Source organism: Shewanella sp. MBTL60-112-B2 (assembly GCF_019655055.1).
Lineage (GTDB): Bacteria > Pseudomonadota > Gammaproteobacteria > Enterobacterales > Shewanellaceae > Shewanella.
The window spans coordinates 16,176-29,263 of the sequence record NZ_BPFA01000007.1; the positions used below are offsets into that span (position 1 = coordinate 16,176).

Annotated in this window: 10 protein-coding genes; 3 read left to right on the forward strand and 7 right to left on the reverse strand. The window is 46.6% G+C overall.

Features of this window, described 5'->3' with window-relative positions:
- Positions 1–11: 11 nt before the first annotated feature.
- From K5Q73_RS05925 to K5Q73_RS05945, 5 genes are read right to left on the reverse strand one after another with little or no spacing between them, the layout of a single operon-like run.
- Positions 12–773, reverse strand: a complete 762-nt coding sequence (locus tag K5Q73_RS05925) for a DNA-binding protein (RefSeq protein WP_220762379.1) — start codon at positions 771–773, stop codon at positions 12–14.
- A 60-nt stretch (positions 774–833) separates the two neighbouring features.
- Positions 834–1,382, reverse strand: coding sequence for a core component of ECF transporter (locus tag K5Q73_RS05930; RefSeq protein ID WP_220762377.1), 549 nt, complete (start codon positions 1,380–1,382; stop codon positions 834–836).
- Positions 1,379–2,056, reverse strand: coding sequence for an energy-coupling factor transporter transmembrane component T (locus K5Q73_RS05935; RefSeq protein ID WP_220762375.1), 678 nt, complete (start codon positions 2,054–2,056; stop codon positions 1,379–1,381). Before K5Q73_RS05935 ends, K5Q73_RS05930 begins: the two co-directional genes overlap by 4 nt.
- Positions 2,046–3,449 carry an ATP-binding cassette domain-containing protein gene (locus K5Q73_RS05940; RefSeq protein WP_220762364.1) on the reverse strand — a complete coding sequence of 468 codons (1,404 nt, stop codon included), beginning with the start codon at positions 3,447–3,449 and terminating at the stop codon, positions 2,046–2,048. Before K5Q73_RS05940 ends, K5Q73_RS05935 begins: the two co-directional genes overlap by 11 nt.
- Before the next feature lie 17 nt (positions 3,450–3,466).
- The gene (locus K5Q73_RS05945) at positions 3,467–5,608 is read right to left on the reverse strand and encodes a TonB-dependent siderophore receptor (RefSeq protein WP_220766134.1); all 2,142 of its coding nucleotides are present in this window, start codon (positions 5,606–5,608) and stop codon (positions 3,467–3,469) included.
- Positions 5,609–6,045: 437 nt separating this feature from the next.
- On the opposite strand from K5Q73_RS05945, the gene K5Q73_RS05950 reads away from it, so the two are divergent.
- The 3 genes from K5Q73_RS05950 to K5Q73_RS05960 all read left to right on the forward strand — a co-directional run bounded on the left by K5Q73_RS05950 (position 6,046) and on the right by K5Q73_RS05960 (position 8,863).
- The gene (locus K5Q73_RS05950; protein ID WP_220762362.1) at positions 6,046–7,404 is read left to right on the forward strand and encodes an isochorismate synthase MenF; all 1,359 of its coding nucleotides are present in this window, start codon (positions 6,046–6,048) and stop codon (positions 7,402–7,404) included.
- A gap of 218 nt (positions 7,405–7,622) precedes the next feature.
- Positions 7,623–8,282 (forward strand): 7-cyano-7-deazaguanine/7-aminomethyl-7-deazaguanine transporter, encoded by a 660-nt coding sequence (locus K5Q73_RS05955; protein WP_220762349.1) that lies wholly within the window; start codon positions 7,623–7,625, stop codon positions 8,280–8,282.
- Between the two features lie 122 nt (positions 8,283–8,404).
- On the forward strand, positions 8,405–8,863 hold the full coding sequence (locus K5Q73_RS05960; RefSeq protein WP_220762342.1) for a GNAT family N-acetyltransferase: 459 nt from the start codon (positions 8,405–8,407) through the stop codon (positions 8,861–8,863).
- Between the two features lie 660 nt (positions 8,864–9,523).
- Here the strand turns inward: K5Q73_RS05960 and K5Q73_RS05965 are convergent.
- Entirely contained in the window at positions 9,524–11,662 is a 2,139-nt protein-coding gene (locus tag K5Q73_RS05965) for a HAMP domain-containing sensor histidine kinase (RefSeq protein WP_220762340.1), read from the reverse strand.
- Positions 11,663–11,687: 25 nt separating this feature from the next.
- Entirely contained in the window at positions 11,688–13,049 is a 1,362-nt protein-coding gene (locus K5Q73_RS05970) for a sigma-54 dependent transcriptional regulator (RefSeq protein WP_259650774.1), read from the reverse strand.
- Positions 13,050–13,088: the final 39 nt, after the last annotated feature.

Genomic DNA, 13,088 nt, shown 5'->3' on the forward strand with positions numbered 1-13,088 from the left:
TGGCTAGATAGCTAGTAGGGTTTTAATTGCTGCTTAGTTGCATTACACCAGCTGCCACATTCTTGGCTGACCAAGAGTGCAAACTGGTACTGGGTATATACTGCCTTAATCTTATCTTTGAGGGTCAACAACTGATCGCCAGCCAGCTTCTCTCCGTCAACTGAGATCACCGCCTGTAACCCTGTAATAGCCAAGACTTCAGCGACTGACATTTGCACTTCTTCTGACTCACTTTGCAACCCTGCAAGCTTAAACTGGCCCTTTACTCGGCCATCTTGGCCGCTCAAGCGCAAACCCAGTCCTGCCAGAGCCCCTATCACTCCCTGCCCGGTGCCGCCATGCTCACTCAGATCGATAGCTAGATGCTCTGCTAATTCATAAGCCTGCACCTTGGTTTTTACTTCCACTTTAGCTTGCTGACCGAAAGCGATTAAACGCTGAATATCGTAATCAGAATCAAGATCTAAAATGGCCAGCCCAGGATCTGACGCCGCAGCCGACTCTTGCTTAAGATGGCCAATGCAGATCGCCTTGATCTCATCGAAATCCAATGCTGTTTCAACCTCAAAACACATGGCGCTATTGTGTGAAGTATAAGGAATATCCGGATGCACAAAGAGCTGATGCCGAGTCACTAAGCGATTGACGAATGAATGCTTATCAGCAATCTGTGTAACGGGGGCGAGCTTTGCCGCGATCTCTTCGGCAATTTCTCCGGTGCCTTTAGTACCAATATCGTCGGTATCATCAATGCATATCAACCAAGTTTTCATCTATAACCCTTATCTATTATTAGCTTTTATTCGTGCTGTATGTCGGTCTTTAACGTCACACTATTTATTGTTATCAAACTCACTTCTATGCAGCAGATCATGGGCATGTAGCCGTTTCAATACCGTGGGGACCAGTAATGCTGCCGCAATGGCAAAGGCACCGCCCTGCAAAAAGCTCAGCCCAAACTGTGCCAGCGCCACCTGACCACTCATACCAGCGAGTAAATTGCCTATCCAGCCTTTGCCAGCCCAGGCCAAGCAAGCGACCAAAGCCAAGATAATGCTCTGCCAACGCAAGCTAAATAGCCCGGCCATACACAGTAAAGCGAGATCCATCGCCATCGCTGGTAAGCCGAACTTAAGCAAGATCATCGGGCCGCCCTTGCCGACACTGAGCATCATGGCGACTAAACCCGCCAATAAACCACAGGCGGTTATCGCACCGATTCGCCCGACAGCGCCGTAGCAAATCAGATAAAAAAAGGTCATTAAAAACATCGAGTGGCCACTTATGCCAAGCTTGAGCCGTAACATGCTTTTGATCACCACCAGTAACGTGGCGCAAAAACCAATAAACAATGCGTCTTGCAGATCGAATGGAGATTTCATTTATCCTCTCTTGTTGATGGCCAATGAGTTGGCTTATTTACTTTGCCGAAATGACGTAACTTAGCTGCCTTTGCCATCTGCTTAGATAGCTTGAGCAGTTGGATAAGTACTGGTAACAACACGCAATAAACCAGCTCCGGCCAGTTCTTGGGATTGCGGAGTGCTTTAGGAGTGATATTGGCTCCGCGTAAGCACTGAATTGCGTAAATTTCTTTGGTTTCTTGCAGCATATACGGCAATAAGCCGATGGAGGCGGCAATAACAAATGCCCACTTGGCAGGTAAGCCCCAGCTCAACACCTCTCCTAACCGCTCAGGGCTCTGGGTGCTCGACAGCCACCAACCTGGTAGCATGGCCAGAAATACCCGCAATACCACAATGACGCCTTCAAACAGCTTGGCTTCGCCATGTAGCAGATAATAAAGAGGCAAGGTTAGCGCTAACTGCGCGAGCCCCAGTTTTAAAAGTGCACTTATGTTGTTTTTTAAATACAGTCCATGAATGACTAACAGTAGATCCAGTGCAATTAACCCGGCTAAGGCATTATCTGGCAGGAAGAAAGCACTACTGGATAACACTAAGCTAAGTACTAAAGCCAAGGCGCAATATTGCGTAGCACTTAACAACCCAGTAGCTGAGCGAACACCTTGACGCGCACGACCTTTAGCCCACATTCGATTGCTCTATCACTCGGGCACCATCTGTGAGCTGCCCTGACTCAATTAGCCAATAGCGGTCAACCTCAAGAAAAGGGATCTCACGATGACTCGTGAGCAAGATGGCGCAGCCTTGTGCACTCAGTTGCTGCAGCAACTGCACCACTTTTTCTACATGTTGCTTATCGAGACCTGCAAAGGGGTCGTCGAGTAACAAGACTTTAGGCTGCAGGCAAACTAGAGATGCCAAGGCGATAGTATGTTGCTGACCATAAGACAGCTTATGCGGTGAACACTCTGCCAGATGTGTCAGACCTAGCTTATGTAAAATCAGCTCTGCATGACTAAGCGGTAACTTAAAGCGCTTTAAACTAAACTGCAGCTCGGCCAATACGCTTTGTTCAAATAGCTGACGGTTCGGGCGCTGCATCAATAAGCCTAGGTCGGCACCATAGATCCCCAGTTGCGGGCGCTTACCTAACAAGGTTATCGGAAAAGTGGGGATGTTTGCCTGAATGCCAGCTAAGGTTTTAAGCAAGCTCGTCTTGCCCGTGCCATTGTCACCGACTAGCGCCACGATTTCACCGCTATACAGAGACAAAGGCTCGACACAATCGAACAGACAATCTTGATCAACGAATCTAAAATGATGCGGCAGGATTTTAACTAAACTCTCACCACTATGGTTTCGGGGTCGACGTTTAATATTAAGACGACTATTTAGATCGAGTTCAGCGTCAAATTGCTTAACTGAGCCCGCTTTAATGTTGCCACCTTCTAAGTGACCATTTTCTAAGCGCCCATCTTTCAAATACCAAAGGTAATTAACTAAGTCTGCAAAAGCGCTAGGGTTATGCTCGACCATGACGATGGCAACCCCCTCTTCGAGTAAGGACGCGAGCACGGTATGCAGTTCACGCACGCCATTGTCATCGAGCTGAGCCCAAGGCTCATCGAGTAGCAACAGCGATGGCTTAAACACCAACTGCGCCGCTAACATCAGCCGATACTTCTGCCCTAACGACAACACCTCAACAGGCGTGTCTAGGCTGATATATAAGCCAACTCGTCGTAGTGAATCCTGCACCTTTTCAACCATAGAGTCGGCAGCTATGCCAAGGTTTTCCAAGGCGAAGGCAATTTCAGCTCCCACGCTTTGACGTAAAATCTGTACATTGGGATCTTGCATAACCAAACCGACCAACAATGAGGGATGACGATATACATCCCCCTCATAAGGCCGAGACAGCTCCCCTGCAAGTAGATGCAATAAGCTGGATTTCCCCGAGCCTGTTGGTCCGTTGATGCAGTGGCATTCTCCCGGATTAACAACCAAATTGAGATCGTCCAAGATCTCGCTTTGGTTAAATCCATAGCCAAAATGAATCCTTTCTAGCGCTATGAGTTTCATATTAATCCCCGAAAGACCTAGATCTGCCAGTTAATGCCGATAAATACCTGACGGCCCGCTTGCGGCAATGCTTCACTCTGATCGTAATTCTCATCGAGTAAGTTAGTTGCACGCAGGTAAAGCTCTAAATTGTCACCCATAAGCGGCTGAACCAGATTAAGGTCAACTAAGGTGTAATCATCTAGCTGCTGCTCAACTAACATATTCTGACCAGATACTTTCTGCTGCGCGTAGTAAACCTGATCCATGATGCGCTCAACATTTAAGTTAACTCGCATTTCGAATGGCAAGGTATATTCAGCTTGGAAACGCACCTGATGCTTAGGGCGGTATTCCAAAGTCTGCATCGTTTCTTCAGCGCTCTTATCTTCGGTATCTAAGAAGCTGTAAGACACTGTCATAGAAAGATTATCGAAGCTGTTATTTTCTAACTGTAGATCCACGCCCTTAAAGGCATAACGCCCCATATTCTGGTATACGCCATCGAGGTCTTTAGCTATGTAGTCTTCGGCGTCAGTGTAATAACCAGCTAGATTTAACTCAGTCGAGTACCCAAGTTGCTGCAATAGGCCAAGTTCATAGTGTTGTGACGTCTCGGCTTGTAGATCGACATTACCCGATGACTGCGCGTATAAGTTACGCATAGATGGGAAACGCACCTTACGTGCAATACCCATATTAATGCGAGTATCTTCTAGCGCTTGCCAGTAACCCGACAATTGTCCCGAGTAGTCATTTTCAGATTCATTTAGACGGTCTTGATCATGGAACGCACCACCCAGTGTCACGCCATAATTATCGGCTTGATATTGGTACTCTAATGCTGCGGTATACAACCAAGATGAATCATCGAAGTTACCGTCGCCGTTACCACCGCCAGTACCACCACCGTTGCCGCCGCCTGAACCACCACCGTTTCCGCCACCAGTACCACCGCCGCTTTCGCCACCAGTACCACCGCCGTTACCGCCACCAGAACCACCGCCGTTGCCGCCACCAGAACCACCGCCGTTGCCGCCGCCAGTGCCATTGCCACCACTAAATACCGCTGCATCATTAGCGTTAACTGCGTACGATTCCCAGCTTTGCTTTTCTGCGATCAACGCTGTGGTTAATATGCCCGCGTCATCGAAGTTAGAGATAAACTGTAAATTAGCGCCTTGAACAGTTGAGCGGCCCTGTTGCTGAGCCTTAATCGCCTGATAGGTTTTATCTTTATATTGAGTCTCTAATACGTCACTTTGGTTGTGATAACCAAAACCGCGCAAAGTGAACATGTCATTAAATTTATGAGCAACACCTAACTGGAACGTTTTAGAGTCATAGTCATCAACACGTTCAAACTTCACACTACCGGTACCACGACCATCACGGCTTGGCTTGCCCCACTCACCATCACGGACACTCATATTCGCCATTAGCTGAGTATTGTCGTTAATCAGATAGCTGCCCTGAGCATAGAAGTTGTTCAGGGTCTTATCGGCGTTTTCACGCGTATCACCTTGCTGATATTCGGTATCTTTATAATCGCTAGACATAGGCCAGCCATCAGTCTGCTGGCGTGAGTAATTAACCAAACCTTGCCAATTATCACCGCTGCCTGCAGCACTAATATCGCCGTTAAAGGTATTGTCCTCTGCGGCTTCTAAACGACCAGAAATTGCGGGGGCGTTATCGCCTTGCTTAGTAATGATATTAATCACACCACCCGCACCACCTGGGCCATAAAGTACAGATGACGGCCCAACAGAAACTTCAATCGAGGCGATTTGAGCCGTTGGGATCAAGCTTGGGTCAAACTGGCCATCTTCTGCATCGTTTGCAGGTACACCGTTAATTAGGTAAATAACATGGCGAGCCTTAAAGCCTCGAATATCGACACGTGGTGTGCCTTGACCGCCAGTTCTGACGTAGATCCCAGGCACATTTTTAAGGATTTGATCTAGGCTCTGGGCACCAGACGCTTTAATTTCTTCTTCGTCTAGACTCCAGTGAGTGGTTGCAGCTTCTGTCACTGAGGCACGTTCACCGTGCACCACAATCACTTCCGCCACATCAAGAATTGGGTCTCTTTCTAAATCATCAGCTTGAACTTGATAAACCATGCTCATCGCCAACGCTAAGGTGGATATTTTCAGTACTTTTTGTTGTTTTTTCATTGAATCTCATCATCCTAACGATATTTTTGCGGTATTTTTAAAAAGCCACCGTCAACACTCAAGCAGATAAAACGATAAAACGAACTTAGATCGACTAATTAGGACAATGGGAAAGGAATCAGCACCTGCCGCGCGACAAAATGACCCACCAGATATCCTAAAAGGACAAAAGGGCCAATTGATCTCACATATTTGGCTTAGAGCAATAATGGATAAAACTCAGTGATAGTTAATAATTGGATTTGAGTTGGTTAAATCAAAAGCATGTCGATTAAATAGTCAGTGAGAGTTCACACAGGCGGAGTAATCAACTTGACACTCCATTCACAGACTATTACTTTGTGGTAAAGATTCTTATTACCAATGTGCGATGGGTATATCCCAATTAGAGGCAGCTCCTCTAAGCAAGCCCTTATGATATTTGTTTGGAGTTCTTATTGACCATCCCCTTGCTGCCTCAAGCTATTAAGTCTTTAACCGACAAAATCAAATCCTTTACTCTCCAACCAAACAGCGACCCGATTGCGCAGCTGTCTGTGGTGGTGTCACCGATCCCGGTTATTGCCTGGTTATCGGCGCAAACAACCTACCCGAGAGTCTATTGGAAGGGACGCGATACCGAAGAAGAAGTTGCGGCCATCGGCTGCTGTAAGGACTTTTTCTTTGGCGATGATGTCGATGACATAGAACTCGCCGCCGAATACCAAAAACAGAGATCACTCTCCAGCAATCAAGAGATCCGCTATTACGGTGGGGTTGCATTCGATCGCCGCAATGAAAGCTGGCCTGAATTTGGTAAAGCCCACTTCGTGTTGCCTCGTATCGAACTACGCCGCAGTGGCAACGAATTTCGACTATTGGTCAATCTCAACTTTAGCGATAACGACTTTGCCGATGAGATTGAGCAGGCATTAGCGTCACTGCAAAAATTAGACTCGCCTAAGCCACTATCTCCACCCAATAAAGTGGCACTAATGGGCCGCAGTGATAGACCCGATAAATACCGCTGGAACGAGCTGGTTAACCGTGTCACTCACCCTAAATTTATCGAAGATACGCCTAAGGTTGTTTTATCTCGCTTGACCCAACTTGAGATAAATGAAGAGGTGGATCCATGGATGCTGCTCGCCTGCTGGCAGGGCCGTAATCCGACTAGCTTTCAGTTTGGTTTTCAATTTAGCCCAGATAGCGCTTTTATCTCATGTACACCTGAGCGCTTGTATCGTCGTCGCCAACGAGAGCTGTTTACCGAAGCGCTTGCAGGCACTACAGTGCGAGGCTTAAACCAAGAAGAAGACAAGGCACTGGCTCAGGCCCTGCTAGATGACAGCAAGAACAGCCATGAGAATCAGCTGGTTAGGCAGCATATCGTCGATGTACTTAACCCGCTGAGTAACTATGTGGGCGCCGAAGAGACCCCAACCGTATTTAAGCTAAGCCACATTCAGCATCTGCACCGCTCAATTCGCGCTGAGCTTAAAGCCGGTGTTAATGATTTTCAGGTGATTCAGGCATTGCACCCGACTCCTGCCGTTGGTGGATTGCCAAAAGAGCCTGCAATGAACTTTATTCGTCAGCAAGAGGGTTACGTTAGAGGCTGGTACGCTGGCGCTTGTGGCTACTTCAACAAGCACGAAAGTGAATTTGCGGTAGCTATTCGCAGTGCGCTTATCGAGCCTGGCCGCATCAACCTATTTGCTGGTGCTGGTATAGTTGCAGGTTCAGAGGCCGATAAAGAGTGGGTCGAGTTAGAAAATAAACTCACCACCATTTTGTCTATTTTGACCGAGATGTAACTCCTCAACTTAAAATCAATAAGTTAACCATGTTCGACGGCTGTTGTTCACAGGCCGTCGAGATTTCCCCTTGCTCAAATAAAAATCTTCTCTATAATTTGCCGCCCCTAACTCGCTTAGGGAAAACCACTTTGTTTAACCAAAAATTGCAAAATTATAGCGTTTACCGCTATTGCGGGTTCCCTCACCCCGCCCGATTTACTTAAAAAGGCCACAAGATGTTGACGTTGACCCCTGCACAGCTTCGCCGTGCACTGCTACTTTTAGCAAGCTTTCATATTGTTATTATTTGTGCGAGTAACTACCTTGTACAACTTCCGTTTCAGATATTTGGCTTCCATACCACATGGGGCGCCTTTAGCTTTCCATTCGTATATCTAGCAACTGATCTTACGGTGAGAATTTTTGGCCAACAAGCCGCAAGAAAGATCATCTTCCTTGCCATGCTACCGGCACTTATCATCTCTTACCTGATGGGCGTGATCTTCCATCAGGGCAGTTTCCAAGGTGCCGAGGCGCTGCTTGAGTTCAATAACTTTGTATTCCGCATCGCCTTTGCAAGCTTTGCCGCATATCTAGTGGGCCAGCTGATGGATATCTTTGTATTCGCCAAGCTTAGAGAAACTAAATCATGGTGGGTCGCGCCGTCAGCATCGACCATTGTCGGTAACCTGATAGACACGATTGTATTCTTCGGCTTAGCTTTCTACGCTTCAACAGATGAGTTTATGGCTACCCATTGGCCCGAAATCGCCACCGTAGACTATGGTTTCAAACTAATCGTCAGTTTAGGTCTGTTCTTACCAGCCTACGGCCTGCTATTAAAGTTCTTACAAGATAAGATCTTACAGGACAAGACTCGACAAACAGCGGTCTAGCGCTATTTAGCGCTTAACAACAACTGGACTGACCTGTTATAATTTCGCCAATTCGTTCACCTTTCAGCCAATAGGTTTGGTTGTATCACGGGGTGAACTGGCGAAGTTATTGAGAAATTAGAATGTACACCATTGAAATTGAAGCTATTAGCGACTTCACTCCAGCAGTACTCGAGCTGATCCAAACTACCTATGCAAGTATTCCAGAATTTGAGCAAGGCTATGCTAGCCAAGAGGTTGCTCAGCGCTTACTTGCAGGCCCAGCATTATTGCTTATTGCAAAAGTTGAAGGTGAAATAGCAGGTTTCAAGTTAGGCTATCAAACTGATGATCAGGTTTTTTATAGCTGGCTAGGTGGTGTAACACCCGATTTCCGTGGTCTAGGTTTAGCTAAAAGCTTACTTGAATACCAAGAGAAATGGGCCAAAGAGCAAGGCTACCAGCGCATTGAGGTTAAAACCCGTAACTGCTTCCCTGCCATGCTCAATATGCTTATTAGCAGCCAATACCAGATCACCGCCATGGTTAGCGATGCACAAAACCATAGCCAGAATAAGTTACACCTGCAAAAGCACGTTTAAACATGCAGCTTTGTTAGCAGAGATAAGTATCTCAAGTAAATAAAACTAAGATAATGTGAAAAACTTGTGCGATAAAGCTTGCAAACCTAAATGAGAATGATTATTGTTAACTCGCGTTCCAGAACTCGGATTAGCAAAGAAAGTTCTCATCATCTTTGTTTGTTAAATGAGTTTTTATTGCACGACATTGCTCACACACTCTTTGTGGCCGGGATTTTATCCCGGCTATTTTTTTGCCTGAAATTCATCATAGGTAATACTTCATCTAGATAAAAGCCGAGCTTACAATGTAAACCCTGCAACACTAAAGCATTGTTTTACTTGATCTATTTATCAATACTGCAAAAATAATCACTTTTAGCATTTTTCTACTTGCAAGACCAAATGATAATGATTACTATTTACATGCGTTCCAAAACTCACAAATACTTAAAGGCATCTCATCTCCTGCAAGTTAGAGTTTTATTTTGCACGACATTGCTCACACACTCTTTGGCCGAGATATTATCTCGGCTATTTTTTTGCCTGTGATTCAGTCATTTTGAGCGAGGAGTTTAATCAACTAGCCGAGACGAATGCTCGGCTAGTGAGGATCATTTTAGGAGGTTCTTGTGCAGTAGGCCTATGGCAATATATACCCAAGCCACAAGGTTGAAAGGTTTACTCTTTCGACATGCCAGAATGCTTATCACTGAATAATAAGCCTTCATAGGGAGTATTGCTCTGGTCTTCAATGGCTTTGTGGTACAAGCCAATGGTGAACAAGCTGCCCTTACCTACGGTGGAGCTCACTTCAATCGTGCCACCTATACGCTTAATAATACCGTAACTCAGCGATAGGCCCAATCCAGTGCCATCCTTACGTGTGGTGTAAAACGGGTCGAAAATACGATTAAGTTCCTCTTCTGGGATCCCTTTACCTTCATCTTCAACTTCAATCTTGACCCCTACTGGCTCTCCGCGCTGCACCCAATCATAGGTTCTTATCCAGATCTGCCCTTTGCCATCCATCGCGTGCGCGGCGTTAACAACGAGATTGATCAGCACCTGTAGTAATTGCGGGCGGTTTACCTGAATCGGATAGCTGGCATTAAGCTCTTGATTTAGTACAACCTGCTGCTTTTGAATCGAGTGACGAACCAGTACTAGCATCTCCTCAATAATCGGCGTGATCTGATGCATCTCAAGCGGTGCATTAAATTCACCCGGACGGCTATATTGCAACAAGCTACGAATAATGGTGCTGATCCGACCGACTTGCTGGATCACCAGCTCGATCTCTTCTTCGACATCGACCGCTCGGTCACCTAACTCGTATTTAAGCAGCTCCATATTGCCCAGAATTACCGCCGTTGGGTTATTGATCTCATGGGCAATACCGGCTGTTAGCTCGCCTAAAGCAGTCAACTTCTCATTGACCACCAGCTGTTGTCGGGTTTCATTAAGTAGGGCAACGTTAGCTTGTAGCTCTTCGGTCTTCTCCTGCAGGCTACGAGTACGCTCCTCCACTTTAACCTCAAGCTGCTCGGCTGCGGCTTGAATTTGAGTGTTGCGACGTTGCAATAGATCTAGCATACGGTCAAACTGCTCGGCTAAATTAGACAGCTCATTATCACTGTCTAAGCCCAGTGAGCCGATGCGTAGATTACGCCCCGACTGCACCGCTTTGACCACGTGATGAATACGCTCAATAGGCTGCAGTAAGCTATACGCGCCACGGTATACCAACCAACCCGATACCAGCAGTACCAACATCAAAATGGTGCCTAGTTCGATAATATTGAGCAGGTAGTTATGGATAAAAGGCGATTCGGAAAAACCGGTGTAGATCATACCGATACGTTTACCGTTAATATCTTCAAGTGGAGAATATGCCGAGATAAACCAGTCGTTAAATACAAAGGCTCTATCAACCCATAACAGCCCTTGGTTAAGCACCTTCTCACGCACTTCTTCCGATACTAAGCTGCCTAGCGCACGCCCTTGCTGATCATCTCCTTGCGGAAAGAAATGCAACGGCACGTTGGTACTAATACGGATATTATCGAGGAAGATGGTCACGGTACCGATTGAGCGCTCGGGTAGAGTGCCCTTGTCGTACACAAGATCGCGGATATGGTCGACAATGCGAGTATCGCGGTTAAGCATGATCCCGCCATCTAAATACCAGGCAACATTACCTTTCATGTCGACGACAGGTAGCAAGCTGCGGCTTAGCAAGCCACGCTTCTCTTCCTGTTTACTGGGCTCTTGAGCTCGCAAGGTCTTCATTACAGACACTTTAGCTCTATCTGCAAGGGCAGGATCGATACGCGCCAAGCGGCTGGGCTCAAGTACCATCAGTCCAGAAAAAGGCTCAAGCCCTTCGATATGCGGCAACATCTGCCTTAGATCGGGATCCGCAGCAGCCTCAGACACACTGACTAAGCGTAAAAAATCTAAGTTCAGATCTTTCTTGGCTTGCTCTAATACGCGCTGTAGGTTTTCTCGTTGAATGTCTGAATCTTTGCCAAATTGGCGAAAATCATTCTGAAACGGCCAAGACTCCATCACCAATTCTAACTGGTTCTCTTGGTTTGTTTGCACGGTAACTAGGGTGCTGTTTGCTACGGTCAAATCGGCTTTGACTTTCATAAACAGCTGCTTACCTGTGTAGCTAATATTCCAATAGATGGTAATAAAAACCAAACTCACCAGAGTGAGCAAGATGGGCAGCAAGGTTAAAATCAAGATGCGATAGCGCACCTTAGCCTGCATCTGTTGCCAACTAACACCAAACATATTGGAAAAAAACGACACCTAAACTCCCCCTAGAGCGTTCTTATTATTCTTCTTTATCGGCTTCACCGCCGAACCATTCTTTATATTTTCTATCTAGGGTCTTACGTGAAACACCAAGATCCCTTGCCGCTGCAGATTTGTTGCCGCCATGCATGTCAACCACTCGAGTCACATGGTCACGCTCAACATCCTTCAGCGCCCACTGTAATGGGTAACCCGCCTCACCTAAAGCCTCAGCCTTTGGTTGCACTTTCCAGTACTCAGCAGGTGGCTTACCCAATAGGATACAGCGTTCAATCATATTTCGCAGCTCACGAATATTACCTGGCCATTCGTGTTGTTGCAGCTTCAATAGATCTTCGTGGCTCCAAACAACCTCTTTGACACCGAGTTCAGCCGCTAATTGGCAGGTAAAGTGATGAGTCAGCTCAACGATATCTTCTGGGCGTTCACGTAGAGGCGGGATCACAATATCAAGCACATTGAGGCGATAATATAGATCACGTCTAAAGTTACCCGCTTCAACCTCTTCAGATAACTTACGGTTAGTCGCAGCCAACACGCGCACATCAATATTAATCTCTTTCTCGCTACCCACAGGGCGAATGGTGCGCTGCTCAAGCACACGCAATAACGCGGTTTGCATTTTCAGCGGCATCTCGCCAATTTCGTCGAGGAAGATGGTACCGCCAGAGGCAAAACTAAATAGACCTTCGCGGTTACCCTTAGCACCCGTGAAAGCGCCTGCCGAGTGACCAAATAGCTCACTCTCTAAAAGCTCGGGGGCGATGGCACCACAGTTAACTGGCACAAACGGCCCTTGGCGACCACTGAGAATATGCAACTGGCGGGCAACCAACTCTTTACCCGTACCCGATTCACCCTCAATCAAGACTACAGCGTTAGTCGGTGCCACACGTTCAATCACGTGTTTGACCTCGGTCATCGCATCGCTTTGGCCAATGATGGTAGAAGATTGGTTAAAGGACACTTCACGGCGCAGCATTAAGTTTTCACGCTTAAGCAAGCGTCGCTCGATACAGCGATCAACCGCTTTCATCATCTGTTCAAGATGGAAAGGTTTCATAATAAAGTCAGACGCACCAGCACGCAGCGCCTTAATTGCTACATCCATATCGGCGTAGCCAGTCATAAAGATGATGTCAGATCGTCTCTCTTGATCATTTAACGCCTCATGCCACTCAATCCCCGAGCGACCAGGTAGGCGAATATCGACAATCAGCAGATCAAAATGGCAGCGTGAACGCAATTGCTCAGCATCTTCGACACTCGAAGCGGTTTCAACCAAGGCAAATTTCTTCGCAAGCGCTTTTTTTAGAAAACTACGCATTCCTGGTTCATCATCGACGATCAATACAGATACAGCTGAAGGAAGTGGCTTCATATTATATATTCTCTGTCCCACCTTGTCTGATAGATGGAC